Annotated in this window: 23 protein-coding genes and 1 other annotated feature; of the genes, 6 read left to right on the top strand and 17 right to left on the bottom strand. The window is 47.5% G+C overall.

Annotated elements, in window-relative coordinates:
- Positions 1-131: 131 nt before the first annotated feature.
- The gene (locus tag AB4Z29_RS03100) at positions 132-1,883 is read left to right on the top strand and encodes an Rqc2 family fibronectin-binding protein (protein WP_441941663.1); all 1,752 of its coding nucleotides are present in this window, start codon (positions 132-134) and stop codon (positions 1,881-1,883) included.
- Between the two features lie 94 nt (positions 1,884-1,977).
- On the opposite strand, the gene AB4Z29_RS03095 is transcribed toward AB4Z29_RS03100, so the two are convergent.
- The 7 genes from AB4Z29_RS03095 to AB4Z29_RS03065 form a co-directional block, all read right to left on the bottom strand.
- Positions 1,978-2,865, bottom strand: coding sequence for a PHP domain-containing protein (locus AB4Z29_RS03095; RefSeq protein WP_441941662.1), 888 nt, complete (start codon positions 2,863-2,865; stop codon positions 1,978-1,980).
- Positions 2,856-3,767 (bottom strand): selenium metabolism-associated LysR family transcriptional regulator, encoded by a 912-nt coding sequence (locus AB4Z29_RS03090; RefSeq protein ID WP_183561933.1) that lies wholly within the window; start codon positions 3,765-3,767, stop codon positions 2,856-2,858. The genes AB4Z29_RS03095 and AB4Z29_RS03090 overlap by 10 nt, the downstream gene beginning before the upstream one ends.
- Before the next feature lie 125 nt (positions 3,768-3,892).
- The gene (locus AB4Z29_RS03085) at positions 3,893-4,318 is read right to left on the bottom strand and encodes a hypothetical protein (protein ID WP_246431717.1); all 426 of its coding nucleotides are present in this window, start codon (positions 4,316-4,318) and stop codon (positions 3,893-3,895) included.
- Positions 4,319-4,580: 262 nt separating this feature from the next.
- Positions 4,581-4,844: a YlbG family protein gene (locus tag AB4Z29_RS03080; protein ID WP_138751699.1), complete on the bottom strand. Its 264-nt coding sequence runs from the start codon at positions 4,842-4,844 to the stop codon at positions 4,581-4,583.
- Positions 4,845-4,917: 73 nt separating this feature from the next.
- Positions 4,918-5,412, bottom strand: a complete 495-nt coding sequence (locus tag AB4Z29_RS03075; protein ID WP_441941661.1) for a YlbF family regulator — start codon at positions 5,410-5,412, stop codon at positions 4,918-4,920.
- 70 nt (positions 5,413-5,482) lie between these two features.
- Entirely contained in the window at positions 5,483-7,495 is a 2,013-nt protein-coding gene (locus AB4Z29_RS03070) for a helicase-associated domain-containing protein (protein WP_441941660.1), read from the bottom strand.
- Positions 7,492-9,195, bottom strand: coding sequence for a DNA repair helicase XPB (locus AB4Z29_RS03065; protein ID WP_441941659.1), 1,704 nt, complete (start codon positions 9,193-9,195; stop codon positions 7,492-7,494). The genes AB4Z29_RS03070 and AB4Z29_RS03065 overlap by 4 nt, the downstream gene beginning before the upstream one ends.
- Positions 9,196-9,362: 167 nt before the next feature.
- On the opposite strand from AB4Z29_RS03065, the gene AB4Z29_RS03060 reads away from it, so the two are divergent.
- Positions 9,363-10,211: a thermonuclease family protein gene (locus tag AB4Z29_RS03060; RefSeq protein ID WP_441941658.1), complete on the top strand. Its 849-nt coding sequence runs from the start codon at positions 9,363-9,365 to the stop codon at positions 10,209-10,211.
- Between the two features lie 179 nt (positions 10,212-10,390).
- Here the strand turns inward: AB4Z29_RS03060 and AB4Z29_RS03055 are convergent, their stop codons facing one another.
- Positions 10,391-11,587, bottom strand: a complete 1,197-nt coding sequence (locus AB4Z29_RS03055) for a M20 family metallopeptidase (protein ID WP_441941657.1) — start codon at positions 11,585-11,587, stop codon at positions 10,391-10,393.
- A 341-nt stretch (positions 11,588-11,928) separates the two neighbouring features.
- Between AB4Z29_RS03055 and AB4Z29_RS03050 the strand changes: the two genes are divergently transcribed.
- Entirely contained in the window at positions 11,929-12,273 is a 345-nt protein-coding gene (locus tag AB4Z29_RS03050) for a YugN family protein (RefSeq protein WP_441941656.1), read from the top strand.
- A gap of 10 nt (positions 12,274-12,283) precedes the next feature.
- The gene (ftsW, locus tag AB4Z29_RS03045; RefSeq protein ID WP_441941655.1) at positions 12,284-13,483 is read left to right on the top strand and encodes a putative lipid II flippase FtsW; all 1,200 of its coding nucleotides are present in this window, start codon (positions 12,284-12,286) and stop codon (positions 13,481-13,483) included.
- A gap of 37 nt (positions 13,484-13,520) precedes the next feature.
- Here ftsW and AB4Z29_RS03040 read toward each other — a convergent pair whose 3' ends face one another.
- Positions 13,521-13,904 (bottom strand): Asp23/Gls24 family envelope stress response protein, encoded by a 384-nt coding sequence (locus tag AB4Z29_RS03040; RefSeq protein ID WP_138751706.1) that lies wholly within the window; start codon positions 13,902-13,904, stop codon positions 13,521-13,523.
- A 205-nt stretch (positions 13,905-14,109) separates the two neighbouring features.
- On the opposite strand from AB4Z29_RS03040, the gene cax reads away from it, so the two are divergent.
- A complete protein-coding gene (gene cax / locus AB4Z29_RS03035) occupies positions 14,110-15,168 on the top strand; it encodes a calcium/proton exchanger (RefSeq protein ID WP_441941654.1) in 1,059 nt (352 codons plus the stop codon).
- Positions 15,169-15,218: 50 nt separating this feature from the next.
- Here the strand turns inward: cax and AB4Z29_RS03030 are convergent, their stop codons facing one another.
- The 5 genes from AB4Z29_RS03030 to AB4Z29_RS03010 form a co-directional block, all read right to left on the bottom strand.
- Positions 15,219-15,506 (bottom strand): YlaN family protein, encoded by a 288-nt coding sequence (locus AB4Z29_RS03030; protein WP_441941653.1) that lies wholly within the window; start codon positions 15,504-15,506, stop codon positions 15,219-15,221.
- Between the two features lie 137 nt (positions 15,507-15,643).
- Complete coding sequence (locus AB4Z29_RS03025; RefSeq protein ID WP_441941652.1) at positions 15,644-15,886, bottom strand: HPr family phosphocarrier protein; 243 nt, start codon at positions 15,884-15,886, stop codon at positions 15,644-15,646.
- Between the two features lie 138 nt (positions 15,887-16,024).
- A complete protein-coding gene (locus AB4Z29_RS03020; RefSeq protein WP_441941651.1) occupies positions 16,025-17,140 on the bottom strand; it encodes an aminopeptidase in 1,116 nt (371 codons plus the stop codon).
- 48 nt (positions 17,141-17,188) lie between these two features.
- Positions 17,189-17,923, bottom strand: a complete 735-nt coding sequence (locus AB4Z29_RS03015; RefSeq protein WP_441941650.1) for a hypothetical protein — start codon at positions 17,921-17,923, stop codon at positions 17,189-17,191.
- A gap of 135 nt (positions 17,924-18,058) precedes the next feature.
- The gene (locus AB4Z29_RS03010; RefSeq protein WP_441941649.1) at positions 18,059-20,002 is read right to left on the bottom strand and encodes a sensor domain-containing diguanylate cyclase; all 1,944 of its coding nucleotides are present in this window, start codon (positions 20,000-20,002) and stop codon (positions 18,059-18,061) included.
- Positions 20,003-20,364: 362 nt separating this feature from the next.
- Here AB4Z29_RS03010 and rpsD point away from each other — a divergent pair, with 362 nt between their 5' ends.
- Entirely contained in the window at positions 20,365-20,967 is a 603-nt protein-coding gene (gene rpsD, locus AB4Z29_RS03005) for a 30S ribosomal protein S4 (RefSeq protein ID WP_183561967.1), read from the top strand.
- A gap of 42 nt (positions 20,968-21,009) precedes the next feature.
- On the opposite strand, the gene AB4Z29_RS03000 is transcribed toward rpsD, so the two are convergent.
- From AB4Z29_RS03000 to tyrS, 3 genes are all read right to left on the bottom strand, one after another.
- A complete protein-coding gene (locus AB4Z29_RS03000; protein ID WP_441941648.1) occupies positions 21,010-22,539 on the bottom strand; it encodes an SPFH domain-containing protein in 1,530 nt (509 codons plus the stop codon).
- A gap of 24 nt (positions 22,540-22,563) precedes the next feature.
- A complete protein-coding gene (locus tag AB4Z29_RS02995; RefSeq protein ID WP_441941647.1) occupies positions 22,564-23,094 on the bottom strand; it encodes a protease in 531 nt (176 codons plus the stop codon).
- 131 nt (positions 23,095-23,225) lie between these two features.
- Complete coding sequence (gene tyrS, locus AB4Z29_RS02990; RefSeq protein WP_441942000.1) at positions 23,226-24,479, bottom strand: tyrosine--tRNA ligase; 1,254 nt, start codon at positions 24,477-24,479, stop codon at positions 23,226-23,228.
- Positions 24,480-24,536: 57 nt separating this feature from the next.
- Positions 24,537-24,828: a binding site (T-box leader), on the bottom strand.
- Positions 24,829-24,872: the final 44 nt, after the last annotated feature.

Here is a 24,872-nt window from a genome sequence, read left to right as displayed (position 1 = left end):
AGTCCATCGGACAGCCTTCTAGGGTAAATGTATTCGGACAGCCTATAAAATATCCCTGAAAAGACTTAAGTTTTTGGCTCAACTATGGCATGATAGAGAAAGACTTATCAAGAAAGCGAGGAACTTACACCATGGCTTTAGACGGCATCGTCACCCATGCCATTACGCAAGACCTGCAGCGCTGCGTTGGCGCGCGTATACATAAAATCCACCAGCCTACCAATCACGAGCTCGTATTCAGCATTCGGGGAGCAGGCATGCAGGGCAAGCTTTTGCTTTCTGCCAACCCTACTTATCCCCGCGTACACTGGACGACAGGCACGTACGTCAACCCGATGGAAGCGCCTATGTTCTGTATGCTGCTTCGGAAGCACTGCGAGGGCGGACTCATTGAATCGATTCGACAAGTGGGCCGCGAACGCATTATTCATATTGAGGTCAAGCATCGGGATGAGCTGGGCGATTTATCGAACAAAACGATCATCGTCGAGATTATGGGTCGTCACAGCAACATTATTCTGATGGATCCGGCTACGGGCATGATTCATGACGGCATCCACCATGTTACGCCCGCCATCAGCACCCATCGGATCGTATTGCCAGGCAGCACCTACACATCTCCTCCGGAGCAGGGAAAGATCGATCCCCTAGCGATTGAGACCGAGCAAGCCTTTCTGGATGCGCTGAGCGACAGTGACGAGGAAGCGCCCTTGTACAAAAGGCTGGTCGAGAAGCTTAGCGGATTTAGCCCTTTGCTGGCAAAAGAGCTTGTGCATCGCGCGCATGCTGATCAAGATGAAGATGCTCCGCATACGCTGACCGAGGTGTGGAACAGCTACAATGATTTCATTCAGCAAGTAAAAAGCAACCAATTCACGCCGACTATAAAAACCAATTCGGATACGGGAAAATCGTTTTTCTCCATTACAGAACTGACACATATAGAGGGTGAAGCCGAGCTATTTCCAGATATAAGCGCTTGCCTTGAAGGCTTCTATGGCAACAAAGCCGAGCGCGATACGGTTAAGCAGCGGGCAGCGGATCTTATTCGATTCGTTCAAAACGAGAAAGCAAAAAACATTACCAAAATCAAAAAGCTTGAGGATACGCTTGTAGAGGCAAAGGATGCCGAAAAATTCAGAGTGCTCGGCGAGCTTCTTACAGCCTACATGCATCAAATCAAACGAGGGGATACTTTCATTGAGCTGATCAATTTCTATGACGAAGAGCAGGCAGTAGTGAAGATCGATCTTGATCCGCAGCTTACCCCATCGGATAATGCACAGCGTTATTTCCGCCGTTATACCAAGCACAAAAACAGCTTGTCTATCGTTGCCGAGCAAATGGAGCTTGCACGCACCGAAATAGCCTATTTCGAATCACTGCTTCAGCAGGTCGATAACGCTTCACTTGGCGATATAAGTGAAATTCGGGACGAGCTTGTAGAGCAGGGCTACATGAAAGAGCGCGGACGACGCGGTCCGAAGAAGAAAAAAGTGCTGAAGCCAACTTTGTTATGCTTCACGTCCTCCGAGGGTGCCGCTATATTTGTGGGCAAGAACAATACCCAAAACGAATATTTGACCAATCGGCTCGCTTCCCCCTCTGACACATGGCTGCATACCAAGGATATTCCAGGTTCACATGTGGTCATTAGAGGCGGCGACTTCGGCAACGCTACCCTTGAGGAAGCCGCAATGCTTTCCGCACATTACAGCCAGGCACGCGATTCCAGCTCAATTCCCGTCGATTACACAACGATTCGTCATGTGCGCAAACCAAACGGAGCAAAGCCCGGCTTTGTAATTTACGACAATCAGAAAACCTTATTCGTTACACCAGATGAGCGGCGCATTAAATCGCTACCTTGTGTATTGAAATAGCATCCTTTTATTTCTCCAACGCAAAAACACGGCAGCTTATTCTCATGGAATAAGCCGCCGTGTTTTGTTTTTATTATCGGAACAGCTTCGTCGCCTAGATGTCATCCCGCTCTCTTCTCCATGAGGGCTGTAGCTGCCTAAGCACAGCTGCGCTTACTGTACGGCTGCCTACTGCACCATGAAAAATGATGCCCTCTCGCGAACCATGAAAGTCTGATCCGCCTGTAACGATCAACTGGTAGCGGTCTGCCAGCTCCGCATATCGGCGTTCATCCTGAGGTCCATGGTCTGAGTGATATACCTCTATGCCTTGAGCCCCGTACTGTATGATCTCCTCGACCAATGCATCATTTCCGTACAAGCCCGGATGCGCAATTACGCTCGTACCGCCTGCCTCTCGTATCCAATCGATCGCCTCGAATGGTTGCAATCTCGGCGGATTGACGTAAGCAGCGGCACCAGTGGCCAAATAACGATCGAATGCTTCTCTTATATTCGATACTGCTCCTTTGGCGATAAGCGCTGCCGCGATATGTGGACGGCCAATGCTGACAGCAGCGGATTGCAGCTCGCTTCTCGTACGATCACCATGCGCTGCAGCTATCACATCCTCCATAGTAACGGCAATACCGAGCTCTCTCAGCCTGTCCACGATCATTTCATTTCGACGGTCTCTCAGTCCACGCAAGCTCGCAAGCCGCGAAAGCCATGATTGATCTTCATTATTCGTATAATAACCCAATATATGAATATCAACTCCAGCAGCAAACGTGCTCACCTCAACGCCGGGAACAACGGTGATGCCGAGCCTCTCGCCTTCGGCAGCAGCTTCTTCGACGCCAGCGACTGTATCATGATCAGTAATTGCAATCGCCGTAAGCCCAGCTTCCTTTGCCAACCGCACGTTTGAAGCTGGAGCATGCATTCCGTCCGACGCAGTCGTATGCGTATGCAAATCGGCAAGTCCATTTGCTATAGCCATTGTTGAAGATCCCTCTCTCTCAAAAAGGACAAAAAGGTTACGGCTGAAATCGGCAATATGGCAGATTTCAAATAAATGGAATAAAATTGCCTTTGGAATTTTGAGTCTGATACTTTAATCATTCGAATTAAATCGAGCGCAACCTCATGCTTGACCGATGAGGAGGAAATAATCGAAATGCCTAGGCCCGCTTCAACCGCTGATTTCACGGCTCCCGTACTGCCAAGCTCCATCACGATTTTCATCGACGCCGGGTCTATATTTTTATTTCTTAATTGCTCTTCCATGACAAGCCTTGTGCCAGAGCCTTGCTCGCGCAGAACGAAGGGGTAAGCCATCGCCTCCTCTAATGTAACCGATTCCCGTTCCGACAGGGGATGAGACTTAGACACGATCAGTCGCAGTTCATCACTCATCACAGCTTCCATATGCATGTCAGGATGATTGATTGGTGCCTCAATTAGTCCAAAATTAAGCTGGTGACTAAGAATATCCTCCATAATTTGCGAGGTGTTCATCACCTTCATGCTGATTGAAATATGCGGATATTCCTGTCCGAAAGGCCCGAGCAGCCTTGGTAATATATATTCGCCGATTGTCAGGCTTGAACCAAGCTGAAGCCTGCCCTTCAATTGTTTCGTGAATGCGGACATCGCTTGATCTGTATCTCTTATCAGATCGATGCTTCTCTGCGCATATGGCATCAGTGCCCGTCCTGCTTCAGTAAGGTCGATTCGTTTCGTCGAACGTTGAAGCAGCTTGGTGCCGAAATAATCCTCCAGCGACTGCACCTGCATCGTAACTGCCGGCTGAGTCATATGTAAAGATTGAGCCGCAGCCGAAAAACTGCCACGTTCTGCAACCGTGCAAAAAATGTGCAGCTGATGAAAATTAAGCGCCATGTGTCGACCATCCTTTCTTCTGGTGATTATTATACTACAAACCCTGTACACAATCTGCCAAGATCAATAAAAAAGCATGCAATCATTTATGATTGCATGCTCGAATATGGTAGCATTAGTCTTCATTATTTGCGTTTTCTGCTGCTTTTTACAAGCGTCATGCGCCGAGAGTGGCGGAGCCAGGAATAGTATGATTTCAGATCTCTAAGTTCAATGGTTTCAGACATTCGACCCAGGAAAGTTACGATGATCATCTTATGTAAGGGAGTGCCGGTAATGTCCGTTTCCGTCATCGATTCCGCGAATTCAGCAACAAATACGAGGTCATCGTCTATTAAATAAACATCCTGCTCGTTGCGGTAATATGATTCGATACGACCTTGCTTCAAGCATTCCCACAAAAACTCGGCAATATCTTCAAAGCCGGTTTTCTCGCTTTCAATCCGATCCAGCCAGCGGCTCTTGGCGTGGTTTGTGATGACGATATCTGCTACTTTCTTATCACCGAGATCAATATAAAACGACTCATACGTACTCCATCTTCTCGTCATTCTATCTTTCACTTCGCATCGCACTCCTTCCCAGGACCCAGGTCTTTTATACCATGAATTTAATTCCATTCTATCACGATTGTCCGAGATTTCAACAATAAAATAAAGTCCGACCATATTTTACAGTTTTTGGAGTAAAAATTATAAAAAAGACACTTCTCAGCGTTTATGAACACGGAGAAGCGTCTTTTATAACGATGAATAAAATATTTACTTTATTGCATGACCACTCTGTATGCTGCAGCTTGCCAGGTCCTATTAATTAGAGGCTATAGAATCTCGTTTTGTCTTCGCTGTCCTTGCTGTATTCGGTCTTGATTTCGTTGCGATAGGAGCGTTCAATCTTTCTTACGTAAGAAAGCTTGCCCATCTGCCGCACAGCCTCTTCCGATCGTTCGGCATTCATATACATCACAACGTAATGCATCTTGCGGGACATATAGTGGACGGTGCCAAATCTCTCTAACGACCTTGCTGCTTTCAAATCGCTTACCCACACAATGTAACCCGTTCGTTCCGGTAGCATCCTTTCCCTCCTAAAAGGTTTGCATCGCAAACCTGCATCAATCGCTTTTGCTTCAATAATAAGAAGCTTGGAACTAGCCGCAGCCGCCACTTCCGCAACTGCAAGAACCACCGCTGCCGCAGCTTCCGCCCCCGCCAGCTTTTTCATTGCCAGGGACCTTTATATTGTCCGACACTGACTCAGCGATCGTACGGGAAACCTCATATAGCATTTCATCTACGACCTGCTCGGCAGCTTTGAAGCGGCGAACACTCTCCATTTCACTGAGCTCGCGTTCAATTAGCTTCACTTTATCCTTGGCTTCGTTATAATCAGGATGAAAGCGCCCAAAACGCTCGCACTCGACAAAGAGTTCTTTCGCCTTAGCGAAGCGTCTCGTAACCTGCTTGACTTGCTCGTCTTCGTTTACAGCGGTCTTCCAATATAAATACTCGGCAACTTCCGCCGATTGATTGATCCAATCTCCAAGCTCATAGGCGCAAAGCAACAGCGATGCCATATCGAGAGAAGTAACGCCGCCTTGCGGTTGCTCCAACTGAATAGCCGTTAAACCTTCAGCAGTTGGCATTCGTCCACCTCATTTCATTTCACTACATTCTACACTATCATATCATAACCTCTTAACCAATACATAGAAATTATATTTGGCTTTCCTGACCAGGAATAAGCAGCCGCATTTCTCCCCACATGTCCGGTGTCAACCGAATAGTCTCCCTTGGTTCGTCTCTCAGCAAGCCAATAACCGCCCATCCATTGCCCTGCTGTTCAAGCTTCTCAGGGACAAAGGCAAACAGTCCTCGTTCCATGCGCAGTTGTATCGGCGTTTGCCATTGCAGCGCCTGTTCGATGAGTTCCCTTCTAGTAGAGTGATGATATGCGCGCAGCTGCTTGGTCCACATAGCTGGGACTCGGTCCAGCTGTGACCAAGCATGCAGCGACTCTTTCTCCATATGAGCGTTAAGCTCAAAATGATGAAGCGGATACGGCTCATATATAAATAACGGTGTTTCATCATATCGCTCTTCTGAAATAGGAATGTCACTTTCTGATTCACGCTCCAGTTGTTCCATAAAAGCAGGGTAAGCGTGCAATCCCTTTTCTAGATCTTTCTCGGACATTATTGTTTTGCGTGCCGGATAACCCGCTTTCTGAAGCAAACGTCTGATTTCACTCAATTGTGATTGCTCCACGATGAAATCCGTTAATCCAAGCTTTTGCTTTAGAAAAGGAGCCAAATGCCTATCATTTGAAATAAGCGCCGCAACCTGTTCGTCCTCGCATCGAAGCAGCAAAACCTCGGCGAAAACCGTACGGCCTGCTCTGCTCGACCAGGTTTCCAACAATGCTTCAACGGTAGGTGGCAGTTTTTCCATGCCTGCAGCTCCTTCAAGGAAACGCTGAATGGACGCACGCGTCCTGCCTCGTTCTATTGCTCGCGCAATGGATGCGGCTTCAAGCCGGTAAACTGCTGCCTGCTCCTCAGATTTTTTTTCGGCAATGAGTTCAAGCTCCCACCTGACTGTGAATGAGCATTCTGGATCAGCGATGATTTCACCGCTTGGCAGTACGGACAAGCACGCTTCGTCTTCTAGAGTTTGCTCCAATTGGTGAGATCTCAAAGGTGCTTCTTCCTTCCAGCGGAAAAACAGCTCAGTGCCGTTCACTCGGCGGCTTTCCATAACATCAAGCCACCCCATGCTCTGCCATAGCTTGCACCATTTTTCCGACGCTGGCGCGAACTCGCTGTCTGCAAGCCAACTGTCGAGGCCCATATTCGAGTACCATACTCCTGGCTGCAAATCCAGCATGGCCGCTGCACAATTGGCACTTTCCCCTCCTGCAGGGACCAACAGCTCTATGCTCCAATTCATGAGTTGACCTTCGCGAGATGCCCTGCTGAGCTGAAGCCATTGCTGAAGCTTGCCGGCATTCCAGATCATGCTGCCGCTTTCGTTGGATAATACCCCTAACGCGGCACCTGCCTGCAGAATGAAGGCAACTGGAAGCGGATAAGCATCTGGATGTGCCCATTTTAGTTGAAAAGCTGAAAGAACACGTTCTTCTATAGATACTATATGGTCAAGCTTGGCTATCGTCTTCTTGGGCAGCACGCCGTGTACGGTAAGTCCTAAACCGCTTCTGCCAAGCTCAGCGAAAGCACTGAGCAGCTGTCTGCCAAATGGTCTTTGATAGGCATACATGCTCCCACTTGCTAGTCGATCCTTTTCCTCCGTGCTCAGCGGCTTCGGCTTATAAGGAAATAAAACCGTCTGCCAGACGATGAAACATTCTGCCGCCATAAAATAGTGGCTTTCACCCCATACTTTCTTAACAGACAATAGGATGCCCGCTTCCTCAAGCTCGCTGATGCCGAGCTGACATTCCGCACCGGATAACGAGGTGCCTGCGCGCAGCATTTTGACGAGCTGCTCCCGTTCGACAGGAGCTGCTGCATATTTGCGGATAAAGAACTTGATGACTTCTAACCCGTAATCTGTCAGTTTTCCAGTTGCTTCTTGAATGGCATCTTGACTAACTGCTGCTTTCTGCCATGCGATGCCCTTATGTTTTGCTTCTATCCACACCGGCGTTTGAAGATATCCTTCCAGCCGTTCAGGGGAAAGCTTGGATAACAGCTGCTTCATCCTCATTGGGCGGCTGCCTCCTCATGCCTGTCTATCATTTCCGGATAGAGCAGTCGTTCATAGGGATAGCCCTGCTCCAGCATAAACAGCTGCCGTTTCATTGCGAATTCCATCTCTTTTGTCTCGTCTGTTACTAGCGTGAAAAACCACGCTTTATTCATCCCTGCTTTTGGACGCAGCAGCCTTCCAATCCTTTGTGCCTCCTCCTGCCTCGAGCCAAAACTTCCCGAAAGCTGAATAGCTACGGTGGCATCAGGCAAATCCACGGCAAAGTTAGCGATCTTAGACACGATTAGCACGGAGATTTCCCCCGCTCTGAATCGGTCGTAGAGCAGCTGGCGCTCCTGTTGTGGAACTTCACCAGTAAGCAAAGGAACACTCAGCTTTGTTGATAACGCATGAAGCTGATTTAAATATTGTCCAATGATAAGGGTAGGTTTACCCGCATGCTCCCTTAACAGCTGCTCAACAATCGAAAATTTAGCCGGATTCTCGGCCGCAAGACGCAGCTTGGATCTCGCGCTTGCTTCGGCATATGCTGCAACTGATCTCCTATGTAAAGGCACCCTTATTTCCGTACACGTCACTGCAGCGATATGAGATGCTGCTTCAGCCGTTTTCCATTGCATATCATATTGCTTGGGCCCAATAAGAGAATAAACGTCCTCCGCACAACCGTCCTCACGCACAAGCGTTGCGGTTAGCCCAAGCCTTCTGGTCGCTTGTATATCCGCAGTCATACGAAACACGGGTGCCGGAAGCAGATGTACCTCGTCGTAAATAATGAGCCCCCAATCGCGTTCGGTGAACAGCTTCATATGGGTAAAGGGCATTTCCTTTGATTTGCGGTGGGTCAATATTTGATAAGTAGCTATGGTAACAGGCCGAACCTGTTTCAGCATTCCCCCATATTGCCCCACCTCAGCATCCTGTAAGGACGTTTTGTCCAGCAGCTCATCCTTCCACTGCTTCACCGAAGTCGAATTGGAAGTAAGAATGAGCGTCGCTCTTCCTAAGCGGGCCAGAGCTGCAATTCCAACTATCGTTTTGCCAGCCCCGCAGGGCAGAACAATAACTCCGCTCCCGCCCTGAACGGTTCCATCTTTGTAGAACTGCTCTACGGCAGCCTGCTGGTAGTCCCTTATATCAAATCTCCTGTCGCCAAGCGTGCGCTCCCTGAGCTGAACCACGAGCTCCTCACCGGTATGATAACCAGCCAAATCGATAACTGGGTACCCAAGGCGCGTCAGCTCCTGCTTCAGCGTCCCTCGACAATATTCAGCCAGCAGCCATCGTCCATCAGTCAAATGCTCCTTCACAAGCGGCACTATAGAGGTTTGCTGGGACAGCTCATCCATAATCACCATGTCGCCTTGCAGCACGAGCTTGCCCGAATCGTTAGACAGCCAAAGCTTGCCGTACCTGCCCATCAGGCGCCGAATCAATAGTTCAGCTTGATAGGGCAGTCCATATCTGCTGTAAGTCATAAGGAAATTTACGATGCCCTCGGCTTCCATCCCGGTAGACGCTGCATTCCAAAGCGTTAATGGAGTCATTTGATAAGTATGAATATCACCAGACCTGCGAACAGCATCCATAAAGAGGACGAGCTTCTCTCTGGCTTTTTGGGCATCAGGCTTCCGCTCATCGAGCAGCACCATGAGATCCGATTGGACAATTAACGGCTTGTCGTTAGATTCCTGCATTCTAGCCTTCCTCCTCTTAACATAGCTCTCCTCATCCTAGTATGCAAAAATTAACACTTTTTTATGCTCGATTCACTGCCCCGTAAGCGCTATATTATACGGCGAAATGTGTTATAGTAATTAAGAAGATCTAATATTCACCGCAAATCGGGCTGGAGGTAACATCTATGAAAAGAATTATAATCATTCTCCTCATGCTCATTTGCATGCCGCTAGCCGGCTGTTCGGCCATTTCCGGCATTTCCTCGAATGCAGTTCAAGTGAATCATTGGTATCAAGTAACTGACTTTATAGATGGTGATACCTTCAAGATTCAAACAGGCTCCGAAGAAACGACAATTCGATTGCTGTATGTGGATACACCGGAAACACACACGCCGAACAACGAGCCTGAGGCATTTGGCCTTGAGGCTTCAGCATTTACAAAGGATCTCCTATCCGAATCGCAGGAGGTTAAGCTAACCTTCGACAAAGAGCAGAAGGACCGATTCGAACGTACACTTGCAGTTGTCGAGCTTAAGGATGGCCGCATTTTAAATGAATTGTTGCTGGAAAGCGGACTCGCAAAGGTCCTCATCGTTGAACCTAATGTCAAGATGGAAAACGCATACAAGCAGCTGGAACAGCAAGCCAAGCAAAACAAAAAAGGGATTTGGAGCAGTTCATCCGAGATCGCACATACAGAATTCCCTGTCAAAAAGGCAGCAAGAAGCGGAGTCGTTGTCGAGGTGGACAAACAAGCCGAACTTGTTACCATAACCAATACAACCAGCGATAACATCCAAATGAATGGGTGGAAGCTCGTCAGTGTGCGCGGCAACCAAACGTATCCCTTCGGTGCTTATTTGCTAGAGGCGAAGCAAACCGTTGTCATTACCTCTGCAGACGTTTTAAGCCCATCCGAATTCGACCTGCTTCAGTGGGGAGCCACAAACATTTGGAATAATAAGCAATCCGATCCTGCGGAGCTGTACAATCAATATAATGAGCTCGTGTCCGTATGGGAGGATAATTAGCTTCATTGCATAACCAACAAGGTGAAACGGCTGTCGCCATCCTATGTGGCAAAAGCAGTCGTTTCGCTTAGATATATAAGCACATTTATATGTGAAAACATATATATTCTTATATATACAAAAAGACTGCCGAATGGTGTGTAATCACGCCTCCAGCAGCCTTTTTTTTGGTTAAACATTTAAACATTCATTTCCTTACTGTTCGCGTAATCCTCGGACAATCCGATCAGCAGTCTAGCTGCACGCTTCATTGCCCTCTCGTCGATATCGAACTTTGGATGGTGATGGGCATAAGTAGCGCCGCAGCTCTCGTTGCCCGCTCCTACGAACATAAAGCATCCTGGCACCTTTTCAAGGTAATAGGAGAAATCCTCCGCAACCGTTATCGCCTCGGAACGAACGACTGACGCTTCGCCAAACAACCGCTCACCGACCTTGAAGAAGCGCTCAGCCTCCCTGTCGTCATTGACAACAGGCGGGTACCCTATTCGCATATGATACTCGTACTCCGCGCCATGCATTTGGCAAACATGCGTGACGAGCGATTCAAGCCGGTCGTGAATCATCCATCTTGTCTTCTCATCGAAGGACCGAACCGTCCCTTTGAGCCTGCAGCGCTCCGCAATGACATTGTTGGTCGAGCCCGCTTGAAAGGAACCGATAGTCACGACGGCCGGATGAAGCGGATTAACGTTACGACTGACGATCGATTGTACCGCTTGTACAAGGCTTGACCCAATCAAAATGGCGTCTACAGCTTGATGAGGCAAGCCGCCATGACCGCCTTGTCCGATAATATCGATAACGAACTCATCGGCGGCTGCCATAAAAGGACCCGGCTTGGACGCTATTAAGCCATGTGCAAGCGGCGTCCACAGATGAACGCCATAAATAACATCTGCGCCGTCCAGCGCGCCATCCTCAATCATTGGTTTTGCTCCGCCTGGCGTTACCTCTTCGGCTGGCTGGAACAGCAGCCTGCGCTCCCCGATTATATTGGAACGATTAGATGCGAAATACGTTGCGATGGCCAGCATCGTTGCTGTATGTGCATCATGTCCGCACGCGTGCATCACGTTCGGTACCTTTGAAGCATATTCGCACTTTTTCTCGTCTTGAATCGGCAGCGCATCAATATCAGCCCTCAACGCGATAACCGGTCCTGGCTTTTCGCCCTTAATAACTGCAATAAGGCCATGACCGCCAACACCTGTCTGAACCTCAATGCCAAGCTCTTTCATTTGGCTGGCTATCCAGCTTGAAGTTACTCGCTCATGAAAAGAAAGCTCGGGATATTGATGCAAATGCCTGCGCCATTTAATCATATTAGGCAACAGCTTCTCTAACTCTAGATCTACGATATCCTCTGTCTGCAAATCGCAAACCCCCTTACCATTTTTGAAACGACATTGCTGCCTTGCTCCTACCCTGTTCAGCCACCATCCTCGCAAGACTATGCTTCCAAGTGTAAGATATCCATACAGCTAGTTTAACAGAAGAACGGCATTATTAGGAAGCATGAGCACTTTCGAATCACTGGTAATGTTACTTTTCTTCAAAATGTCACTTTTGGCAAGCCGAAGCGGTGGGAGTAAGGGTTGCGCTTGCTGGGGAAACATACTATCATGAGAAAAGAATGTACAACTCTGTCTTTTGAATTGGAAGCATATGCTTACAAAGTCAGTTTTGCTTCACAAAACCTTTAGGAGGAACTACCATGATAATTGAAAATACCGGCTTAAACGGTGTTAAAAGCGAACTTGACCACTTAGACGATTCCGCTGAAAAGGTGGGCTTTGTCCGTTGGCAGTGGGAATATTATCGCGCTACATACGACTTGAAACTAGAGGATCGCGCCAGCGGTTCCGATTATTACTTGAGAATTACAACTCGCGCGATCGAAGGAAAGCTTGAATCGCCTCATGCCGTGTTGATTATTGAATCCGTCTACATCGGCCGCTCTACGTTTCCACATGGTCTTGAATATGAGTCTCCGGTGCCTCAGCCGATCATGAACACGGCAACACAAAGACTTCAGCAATTGAAGCAACTGCTAGCGTAACGGCGGGCACATGAAAGCCACGCAGAACGGTAGCCGTGGAAGACCGGACTTTCTGCTTCTCATTTTAACCTTACTGCTCGTTGGCTTCGGGCTTGTCATGGTATTCAGCGCAAGCTCCGGCGTTGCAAAGGTCACTTACGATAATTCGCTGTACTTTATTAAGCGCCAGTTCATATGGGCTGGCCTCGGTACATTCATGATGCTTTTCATGATGAATCTGCGTTATCAGGTTTATAAGAAATCATTTATGCTTTTGTTTATTCCGGTTATCATATTGCTGATGATCGTTCCTTTTAGTCAATCCGTTAATGGCGCGCGCAGCTGGTTCAACATCGGTACAGTTGGTATTCAACCGACTGAGGCTGCTAAGCTCGCGCTCATTTTGTATCTAGGCGCATTGATCTCCAAGAAGGATGAAAAGTTTCGTGATTTCAAAAAAGGACTTTTGCCAGTCATCGTCATTGTCGGTTTCATATGCATGCTGATTATGCTGCAGCCGGACTTAGGCTCTTGCCTAGTTATCGCATCATGTGCCGGCATTATGATATTGGCGGGCGGCGCGAACTTAAAGCATATTTTCTTAGTCGGCACGGTCATTGCCGTACTAGGCGCCGTTGTCGTCAGCCTTTGGATGGCTATAAAGCCAGATAGCTGGCAGTACAGAATCGATCGATTCACAGCCTATACCGATCCGCTTGCCGATCCGTTAGGCTCGGGATGGCAAATGCTTGCGTCGCTGCAAGCGCTTGGACATGGCGGACTCACTGGGGCTGGCTTCGGTGAAAGTGTGCAGAAGCTGCATTACTTGAAGTATGCCTACAACGATTTCATCTTTTCAATAATCGGTGAAGAATTCGGCTTTATTGGGAGCACGCTGTTTCTGCTTTTCTACCTATTGTTTTTGTGGCGCGGTCTTATCGTTGCGCTGCGCTGCCCCGATCAGTATGGCACGATCGTCGGCGTCGGAATTGTCGGCCTGTTCGCTATCCAAGCCTTTATTAATATTGGCGGTGTCACGAAAGCCATTCCAATGACGGGCGTCACGCTCCCATTCATTAGCTATGGCGGCTCATCCCTGCTTGTCTGTCTCATGTGCATGGGCGTGCTGTTAAGCGTATCGAGGGAATCGAACAAAGCAGAGTCTAAAAACACGAACTCAGAAAATAACCGCCGAACACCATCCACAACAAAAAGGACCTCTTCGTTATAGAGAGGTCCTTTTTGTTATGGATGGCAATTTCAATTAGCTATTTCAGGCGCTGCTGCTGAACTTCATCGATTTCTTCCTCTTTGAAGGCCACGCCTTCCACTTTTACATTCACTTCTACTACATGCAAACCTGTCATATTCTCAACCGATTCGCGTACGTTCAGCTGGAGCTGGCGACAAACCTCTTGAATGGGAATTCCATAATGGACAATAATACGAAGATCGATAGCCGCCTCTGTCGTCCCTACCTCGACAGATACGCCCTTCTGCACGTTCTTGCCGCTCAAGCGTTTAGCGAGTCCTTCGGAAATGCCGCCTGACATAGCCGCTATGCCCGGTGTTTCAAGTGCTGCGAGTCCAGCTATCGTTGCTACTACATCATCAGAAATTCGGATAAGACCTGTTTGAAGTTCTTCGGTCATGTGACTCACTCCTCATTTTGCCATATAGGCTTATTATAGCAGACGGACAATATCACAGCAAAGCGGAGACATAAAAAGCTTTTGTGAAACGATGCTTCATCTGATTATGGTTTCAAAAAATGAGCAGAATGGTAAAGTTTACATGAACGATCATTTCCGCTATAGTATTATCAGGTTTTTAGCATATCAAAATGAGGTGATTGGATTGAATCAAAAATTGTTTTTTTCTGGGCTTATTACGATGTTCCTGCTGAGCGCGATTGGTCATTTTGCCCACTTCAACAACACGGCACAGTTCATCATTTCTGCAATTGCCATTATCTTCGTGGCAGGCTTTCTGGGGAAAGCTACGGAGAGCGTCGCTCATTATGCGGGTCAGAGACTTGGCGGTTTTTTGAATGCCACCTTCGGCAACGCCGCCGAGCTCATTATCGCCATATTTCTAATCAAGGAACAGCAATTCGCTATGGTAAAAGCCAGCTTGACCGGCGCGATTATCGGAAACCTCTTGCTTGTTCTTGGACTTAGCATCTTGCTTGGCGGGTTGAAATACAAGGAGCAGCGCTTCAACAGCAGACTTGCGGATCACAATTCCACGCTTATGATTATGGCGGTCATCGGTCTTTTTGTACCTGCCGTATTCGTCGTATCTGAAAAGTTCACCTTCGATAAGGATCAGTTCCTAAGCCTGGCTGTAGCCGGCATACTCATCATATCTTATATTCTGTGGCTCGTATTCTCTATGGTTACGCACAAGGATATGCTTGCAGACGAGGTTATGAACGCGGATCATGGCGAGCAGCCGGCTTGGTCCAAAGGGAAGTCTATTTTCTTCCTCCTCCTAGCAACGGTTATGGTCGCTTTCGTGAGCGAATGGCTCGTTCATACTCTCGATGCATTCAGCGCGCAATTTGGGCTGTCTGAACTGTTTATAGGGGCATTTGTCATTGCTATCGTCGGTAATGCTGCTGAGCATAGCGCGGCTGTTATTTTAGCCATGAAAAACAAAATCGGCGCAGCGGTGGAAATCGCCATTGGAAGCAGCTTGCAGATCGCGTTGTTTGTTGCTCCGGTGCTCATCCTTATAAGTGCTTTGTTCGGCAATACCATGGATATCGTCTTTACGCCTATTGAATTAACCGCTATCGGCGTTTCGGTATTCATTGCCAAATCCGTCTCGCGTGACGGACAAACAAACTGGTATGAAGGTGTGCTGCTCATAATGGTTTACATTATACTCGGTATCGCCTTTTACCTCGTTTAACCAATCGTTCGAAAGATTAGAATAAAAAAAGAGTAGCCTCCGCTAGGATGCTACTCTTTTTTTTCCAAAGCTTCGTACAACATAGCCAAATTCCGCTCCAGCCTGTTTACGATTTCTTTGCCGGCCATCTCTGCAATAAGCCCGGCACGAACAGCAAAGTCGACCTCTCGCGAGAATCCATACATTTGCGTATCTAGCACTTCTTCGTACAACGGGCATTGACGTGTGGTCAAATTTTCCATCTGGACTTCGATTAGCTTTTCTATTTTACTCGCATCTTCCTGAAGGAGACGAAGCGCTTTCTCATGCAATTGTACCGTAATTTCCGGTGAAGACATCGTTTTCCCCCCTATGCGCGTATCCGCCGTCTTCTATACCTTTATATTAGACGAAATAGAGGGATTATACAAGGTCAAAACAGAAAAGCGCCCCTTCTATAGTGAAGGGGCGCTTATTCAATAACTTAATAATCCTACTAATCCGTAATTACGTTAACGTTTAGGTTATGCTTGGCAAATACGTTAGCCATTRCTGTCTTTGCTTCTTCAGCATCCGGACCGTGTACATGCAATTCGTATGCATGGCCGCCTACTAATGTTGTGAATAATCCGAGGATGCTTTTTACATCGATATATTTGCTCTCGGCTTGCAGAACGATGGATGAAGTGAATTGGCTAGCCGTTTGGGAAATTTCTACGATAGCTGCATTGTTAGACATGGGAGATCCCTCCAGTTAATTTAGTAAAGCTTACCTTTGTCACCATGATAACCCGAAAAGAAGTATCCAGCAAGAGGTAAAATGAAAAACGCTTTATTTTCCATTTATTACATAGGAAACCGATGACAGAACCGCTGTTTATTTTAAATTTTCCGCATTTAATCCCAAAAGTTCGGGAACTACGAATATTCCGTCCTTCCGAATAAGAACATCATCGAAATAAATTTCCCCACCCCCATATTCTGGGCGTTGAATAAGAACGAGATCCCAGTGGACAGCAGAGCGATTACCGTTGTCCGTCTCTTCATAAGCTTGTCCCGGTGTAAAATGAAAACTGCCTGCAATTTTCTCGTCGAACAAAATGTCATTCATCGGATGCAGGATGTGCGGATTAAAACCAATCGCAAATTCTCCAATGTATCTAGCGCCCTCATCCATGTCTAGAATCTCGTTCAGACGTACCGAATCATTGCTTTCTGCTTTTACGATTTTCCCGTTTTCAAACGTGAAGGAAACATTTTGAAACGTTACGCCGGAATACACGCTTGGCGCGTTATATGTAATCCGGCCCTGAACCGAATCGCGTACCGGTGCTGAGAAGACCTCTCCATCGGGAATATTACGGTGGCCAGAGCACTTTTTGGCGCCGATTCCTTTGATAGAGAAGCTTAATTCCGTGCCTGGCGATACGATTCTAACTCGATCCGTTTTATCCATTAATGCTTTAAGCGGATCCATTGCCTTATCCATTTTGGCATAGTCTAAATTACAAACGTCAAAATAAAAATCTTCAAACGCTTCCGTGCTCATATTGGCAAGCTGAGCCATCGACGGATTGGGATAACGCAATACGACCCATTTCGTTTTTTTAACTCGCTGCTCCGAATGCACAGGGTTGCGATAAATTTGATCATATAGACGCATATTGGCATCGGGAATACCGGCGAGCTCATTTGCATTATCTCCAGCGCGTACCGCGATATAGCCCTGCATATTTTTCATCCGTTCAACGTCCAGCTTGGACCAAAGCTCCATTTGCTCCTTTGTGGCATGCTTTAGCAAAGTGCGGAGAACGGAACGATCACTCGTCTCAACAAACGGTCTGCCGCCCCGCGCCGCAACTTCTTCAATTAAACATTTAGTAAGCTCCCGGTCCGTGCCGATCATATCCAGCAGGACATTCTCACCTGGTTGAACATCGATGGAATATTCGACTAGATTCCGAGCAAGCTTTTGCAATCTTGGATCGCGCATCTGGCATTACCTCTCCTTCATACTATCCACTGAATCCTTTGTTCAGAGTTAATCTATCGTAACATGTTTTCGTTTATGCTGAACAGTATCGCTCGAATCCCCGTTAAATGATTGAAAACGAACGGTCGTATGACGGGATTCAGAGAAAGGATTGCCTTTATGCTTGTAACGGAAGAGCGTCTCTTCCTCCATCTTAAGCGGCAGCAGCCGGTCCCGGTCAATGACCAGCTCATATTCCGTGGACGCCTCCAGCGTGGCAAGCATAGCTTCCAGCTCATCGCGAGAGCTGCTCAGCGCCTTCGACCATTTCTGAAAATATGGCAGCTCCTTGGCTGGCCTATTCGCGCCAAGCTGATCAACCTGCTGAAGCAGCCGCTGCTTCCATCTTTCTTTGGACAGATGCGCAGATTCCTTAATGATGAGCTTCACCCTATCTGGATCAGTATTGTCTTCCGCTATTCGCACCTCCTCATTGCTTTGATTCAATGCTTCCAGCACTTGTACCGGATTCCAATGGAGCGGATCTGTACTGCTCGTCTGCAGCGTTAATTGTTGGTGATCCACTACCTTTCCATCGAATATTTCGGGTTTGAACGATACGCCCTCGTCCGTCTTGATGCTCATCGAGCCTGTAAATGCGTATTGGTCGGTTGCTGCCAGTCCAGAGTAGGATAAAGAGAGCCACTCTTCAGGCGTTCTCTGCTTGCCTGTGCTGCTGCAGCCCGTCATGAAGCTCACACTTAACATAAATAGTAAAGCCGCTCCTACAGCCTGCTTGTGCATCTATTAGCACCTCCCACACCAGCTATTCGGTAATATCCTCCCTTTTCGTCAAGCTCCTTATTCCTAATTGGGCAAAAAGAAAGAGGATGCCTGCTTCGGCATCCTCCACTCGTTTTAACTTTATAGCGTGCTTCGTTAGCTTTGTCCTACGAAAATACAGTTGCGGCCATTATGCTTCGCTTCGTAAAGCGCCATATCAGCACGATAAAACAATGATTCGACGCTAATTTTCTCGTCCTCGAACGTCCATTCCGACACGCCGCAGGATACGGTTACGACGGGATCAGTTTCTTGCTCGACATGCTGCCTGATCCGCTCGGCGATACGATACGCCTGCTCCGATCTTATGCCCGGCAAATATACCGCAAGCTCCTCGCCGCCCCAACGCGCTGCGATATCGCCTTGCCTTATCGAGCTTCTTATTATATCGCTTACCTGAATTAGAATTCGATCGCCAACCTGATGCCCGTACGTATCATTGACGCGTTTGAACAAATCGATGTCCACCAGAATCAACGACCCAAAGGGGTCCTTCCTCTGCTTATTCTGAATTTGTTCATTGAGGTAATGCCGAGCATGAAGACCCGTCAAATTGTCGGTAATCACCATTCTGCGTACTTCGGCATGCAACGAAGCGTTTGTGACAGCAAGTCCGATGTGTGTGCTCATTACTTGAAGTAGCTTATAGTTGTCGTAAGAGAAAAAGTTCGGTGCCTTATGCGTCACAAGGATGACGCCGACGACCTCTCCATCCACCATAATCGGCGATGCGATTAGCGACCTTGAGCCCGTGTTGTCCATGAGCTTGGAGGTTACGACGCGCGTATGCCAATAATCGGATATGATCAATGGCTCCTTCGTTCGGTATACCATGCCGCAAAAACCGTAATCAGGCGAAAACTGCTCGCTTGTAAGTGCCGGGAAATTGCTCGACATAACAATAAACTGATTTTTATCTTTGTTCAGCTGCAATACGCAGCAATAATCCGCATCGAATATGGTCAAAAGCTCGCTGGTCGCAAATTGAAATATTTCTTTAAGTCTTAACGACTGATTTAAACGCTTCGTTAGCTCGTTAATAAGCCGAAGCTCATTAATGAGCAAATTTGACTGCTCGTACAACTTGGCGTTCTCGAAGGCAGATCCGGAAGTATCCGCCAGCAGCAAAAATGCAGGAAGATCCGCCTCATCCCACAAGCCAGGACCGATCGACATGCACAATACGCCATATGCTGCCTGCTTGCCGGTCATTGGTACGGCAAGCCGCAACGTACCGTCACGATCATGCTCCGTAACTGATTTACCATTCAGAAATGCTTTTGCAACCAGATCATGTTCTGCGTTTTTGAAAACGAGCGGTTTAACACGAGCATCGCCATTCAAGTGATCCTGTGACAAGTACAAGTGCACCTCGGAGCTCGGATACAGCTGCTCCAAGCTACGCAGCAGCTCCGAAAGCACGGATGCCACATCTATTTGATCATAAAGGCGCTTCGCTGCCTGAAACAAAGCATCTCGTCTTTTGGCATCCTGCTCCGAGCGCTGCTGCTGAAGAAGCAAATCTTTCACGTAAATTTGCTCGAACTTATGGTAAAAACAACTGCGGAAGTGCAAGCCGCACTGGTGCAGCAGCTCAAGCTTCTCCTTTATTTCGTAAGAAGAAAGGTAAGCAAGAACACAAAAGACAGCGCCATCCTTACGCCTAGTTAAAGGCATTGCCGCCACATATCCAAACTCGGATTCATTCGTTGTAACATTTCCAGTGCCGATTACGTCTCGTATAATGGAAGCGAGAGTGCTCTCCGCTGTCTCAGTCAGCTCGGTCAATTGCTTGCCAGCGCCTGCAACGATTGCTGCCTCTTTATTAAAGAGAAGAAATTGTCCCGCCCCGAACAATGCTTGTCCAGCAGCTTCAATCAGCCACTGCGCAAAGCTTTCTCTGAACAAGGGGGCCAATAAAGGCTCATCCGCATCGCTTATATCTTCATGCACAAACCAGACTGGGTGTATTTCCGCAGACGTATCTTCAATTGCTGATATATTGCGATATGCAAAATTGCTATTTATTTGATCAACCATGCAGCCCCAACCCTTCCATCAGTCAATCAAGGTGATGAGCTTCCCATTTACGCTTCATAATACAACCATCATACTCCATCCTTGAGAAATTTGCACTACAAAGTGTTTGAAAATTAGGACTTTCGATGTGCTTTTTACAACATAAAAATTCATGTACGAACCTTGACAACGCCTATATATTTCATATATTATTTATTGATGAATAGATGGGCGTACGGTTTTGTGTCACCCTCATGAAATACGTTCACTGTAGGCCAGCGGCTGACTAGCCTCACAGGGACGAGCATGCTCGGACGATGAACGTATTCGGCGAAACACAACCCCATTCACAAATTTATTTGATGAAGGAGTTAATATTACGTATGTCACGTTATACAGGACCTAAATTTAAACTAAGCCGTCGCCTTGGAATCTCTTTGAGCGGCACAGGTAAAGAACTTGCAAAACGCGCATTTCCACCAGGTCAACACGGCCCTAACCAACGCAAAAAAATGAGCGGTTATGGCGTTCAATTGCAAGAGAAACAAAAGCTTCGTCACATGTACGGCTTGAACGAAAAACAATTCCGCAACTTGTTTGACAAAGCGGCAAAAATGAAAGGTAAAGCCGGTGAAAACTTCATGGGCCTCCTTGAAAGCCGTCTTGACAACCTCGTTTACCGTCTTGGCCTTTCCAACTCCCGCGCTGGAGCTCGTCAGTTGGTTTCCCACGGTCACGTAACAGTAAACGGCAAGAAAGTGGATATCGCTTCTTATAGCGTTTCGATCGGCGATGTAATTGGCTTGCGTGAGCGCAGCCGCAGCCTTAGAACAATTAAAGAAGCTATGGAAGGCCGTCATCACCTTCCGAACTACTTGGAGTTCAACGATCAAGCATTGGAAGGTAAATTCCTTCGTCTGCCTGACCGCGGTGAGCTTTCCCAAGATATCGATGAGAAACAAATCGTCGAATTCTACAGCCGTTAATAAACAAAAAAACCTTGAACCCACCGGTTCAAGGTTTTTTTTCTATACCGATTGATCTGGCAGCTTCGGAGCGATCTGGGCCGGCGTGATAGCTGCAGGCCGACTTAGGCTTGCAGATGATCGAACGGCTTTCGAGGTCAAACCTTTTATTAAAGCATTCACATCAATGCCGGATACGCTTTTCAGCATTTCTGGCGCCGTGGACATTAATGAAGTTACGTAATTGCTAAGCCTTGCCGCACCTTCACCGTTTCCGGTGTCGACTACAGTCAGCTTATCGATATTGCTAATAGGCTCAGCGACCTTGCCTGCAAGCTCAGGCAGCATTTTTACGATAATATCAAGCACGGCAGCCTCTCCGAATTTCTCGAAGGCTTCTGCCAGCTTCTCCTTCGCCTCCGCCTCCGCTAAACCGCGTAGACGTATAACGTCGGCTTCTGCAGTTCCTTTGGCTCTCTCTGCTTCCGCAACCGCCAAGCCGTCCAATCGTTTCTGAGCTGCATGCGCCTTGGCTTCGGCTTCAATCCGGTATTGAACCGCATCGGCTTCTCGCAACAGCTTTGCTTTATTAGCCTCTGCTGCTTGCTCTACTGCATATCTGTCAGCATCCGCTTTTTTCTTAACTTCAGCATCGTACTGTTTCTCGCGGCGTAAAATCTCTTTGCCTTCCAAATCAATCTCCCGCTCTTTGCGAACGAGCTCTACCTTCATTTGCTCCTCTACGACGCTTTGTTTTGCGCGGGCTTCTTGGATCGAATACGCCTGATCCGCCTCTGCCTTCGCAGTATCCTGATCCCTTTTAAAGGAAGCGACCTTCATTTCTTTCTCTTTTTCTGCTTCCGCAATATTGGTATCGCGCACGAGTTCAGCCTTCTGTCCGGCTTCGGCAGCGAGTGCTTTCTGTATTCGTGCATCCCTGACCGCTTCGGCTTCCGCAATCTCAGCATCACGCTTGACTGCAGCAATTCTCGGTTTACCTAAAGCGTCTAAGTAGCCATGCTTATCCCGCAAATCTTTGATTGTGAAGGAGACGATTTGCAGTCCCATTTTCTTTAAATCCTTAGCCGCAACGCCTTGTACTTCTTGGGCGAACTTATCGCGGTTGCGATAAACCTCTTCAACGGTCATGGAACCTAGTATGGCACGCAAATGTCCTTCTAGAACCTCTTGCGCCTCACCTTTGAGAGCTTCGGTCGGTTTTCCAAGAAACTGCTCCGCGGCTGTTGCGACATCTTCGACCGCGCCGCCGATTTTTATAATAGCTACCCCGTCAGCCATGACCGGTACGCCTTGCTCCGTATAAACCTCTGGAGTTGATACGTCAAGCTTATGAGACAAAAGAGACAAAAATTCTGCCTTTTGGAATATGGGCAGTATAAAGGCGCCGCCGCCTCGTATGATTTTCACTTTCCGGCCTGACTCGTCCGTGCTCGCATTGCGCGTCCCAAGAAACGAACCGGTAACGAGCATAGCCTCATCCGGGCTTACCGTCTTGTAGCGAGCCCAGAACGCAAGACCTAAGACAACAAGTACTCCAACAACAATAGCAGGTATAATGAAAACTTCCGGCATAGAATCTCCCCTTTAGCTTCTGAATTATGGCAAATGAATTTCGGATACAAAAAGTGTGCTGTCCTTTACTTCCACAACAACAATTCTGGAACCGCCCGCAATCTCTACACCATCAAAACTTGCAGCGGTTTGATTCGTGAAGCCTGCACCTACCTTGACGAGAACCTCTCCGTAACCATGTGCCGGAATCGGAACCAACACTTCCCCAAGCATGCCCGACATCCCATCTCGTGAAAAGGCAATTGAATTTTCGCTTTGTTCCATCGGCTTAATGTATAGAAAAAACATTCCCATTCCTACGACAATGGCAATAAGTATGGCAACCGTTACGATTGCTCCCGAGCCGAAAGCGGTATACTTCTGTAGCATAAATCCAGCACCGCCGAAAACCGTAATGCTCCCAACAAGCGCAGTTGGCGACAGCCATGAATGACCGTCCAGCGATAAGAAATCAAGCGCACCGTCAAAAGCCTGACCGAGCCAATCCCCAAATACAACGCTTACGAGTGCATAAAGAATTCCTCCGATTAGACAGGACAAAAATAGCGTCTCCAACTTACTCCCCCTTTCCTATTATCCAAAACCTGTTAACGCTTCCGTTATTTATTACGCGAAAAACACCAAAATGTTTCCTAAAAAATAAAGCTTGTTGAATGTTATCGATTCAACAAGCTTTATTAGAACAATTAAACGACTTTAATTTTTACGAATTTGCGCTTCCCTACTTGGAGCACATCTCCATCTTTCGGTGTTACATCCAATTGGATATCCGCTACTTTTTCTTCGTTTATCCGAACGGCTCCTTGTTGTACGCTCCGCCTGGCCTCACTGCTTGTAGGCTGCAGCCCAAGTACAGTTAACAGCTTTATGATACGAATTTGGCCGTTAGTCAGCTCATCGTTCGAAAGCACTGCTTCTTCAATCACGTCTGGCAGAGCACGCTGCTGAAATACAGTAATAAAGTGGTTTTCTGCCGATTTTGCTGCTGCCTCACCGTGATACATGCTTACAAAGGTTGCAGCAAGCTGCATTTTCACGTCACGCGGATGCAAAGTGCCTTCAGCCAAGCCTTTCTTTAATGACTCTATATCGCCATTCGATAAATCAGTAGCAAGCTCATAGTATTTAAACATGAGCTCATCGGGAATAGACATCGATTTCCMGTAGATTTGATTAGGCTCCTCGTCGATACCGATGTAATTGCCTAAGCTTTTGCTCATTTTGTTAACGCCGTCAAGTCCCTCAATCAATGGGGTTGTAATAACAACCTGCGTCGGTTTGTTGTATTCCTTCTGCAATGTTCTGCCCATCAACAGATTGAAGGTCTGATCCGTTCCTCCCAGCTCAACATCGGACTCAAGCGCAACCGAATCGTAGCCCTGCATAAGCGGGTAAAAAAATTCGTGGATACTGATCGGTTGCCCGGTCGTGTAGCGTTTCGTGAAATCATCGCGCTCCATCACACGTGCAACTGTTACTTTCGCAGCCAAGTTCACCACATCTGCAAAGTTTAAAGGCGAGAGCCATTCCGAATTGTAATAAAGCTTCGTTTTTTCCGGGTCCAATATTTTGTAGATTTGTTTTTGGTACGTTTCCGCGTTGCGCTTAACATCCTCCTCGCTAAGCTGCTTCCGTGTTTCAGACTTTCCAGTAGGGTCTCCGATTCGTCCAGTGAAATCACCGATTAATAGCTGAATTTGATGTCCGAATTCCTGAAACTGCCGCAGCTTGTGAAGGACAACCGTATGACCGATATGAATATCCGGTGCGGAAGGATCAAGCCCCAGCTTCACTTTCAAAGGAGTGCCAGTAGCGACTGCATTCGCTATTTTATTCCTCAATTCATCTACCGGAACGATCTCAACGACTCCGCGACTAATAACGGCAAGCTGGCGTTCCACCTCTGCTTGCTGGTCCTGCGATAAATTTTCCCACTTCACCATACAACTTTTCCTCCCTCGTATGCGTCTATATAGACATAAAAAATCCTTCCAGCCCCAAGGGACGAGAAGGATTAGCTCGCGGTACCACCCTCGTTAGAGTACAAAATATTCATAACGATATACTCTCACTTCGTTGTTGATAACGGAGACGGTCTCCGAAGCGAACTACTGCGGCCGGGCAATTGCGTTCTATCTCAAAGAGATCTTAACGCTGCTTGTTATCCGTTCCGGTTCCTTCGCTTTGCTCCAGGCGGTAATTCAACATGCGGCGCATACCGGTTTACACCACCCACCGGCTCTCTGCAAATACGATTCGCTGTCTACTCATGCCCTTCAAAGCATTGTTTGTATCAAACTTTATTAGAATTTATACCACAGCAACAACGGGAA

The organism is Paenibacillus sp. 2TAB23 (genome assembly GCF_052115165.1).
GTDB lineage: Bacteria > Bacillota > Bacilli > Paenibacillales > Paenibacillaceae > Pristimantibacillus.
The sequence above is the reverse complement of the archived record's forward strand: the minus strand, read 5'-3'. Positions and strand labels throughout refer to the sequence as shown.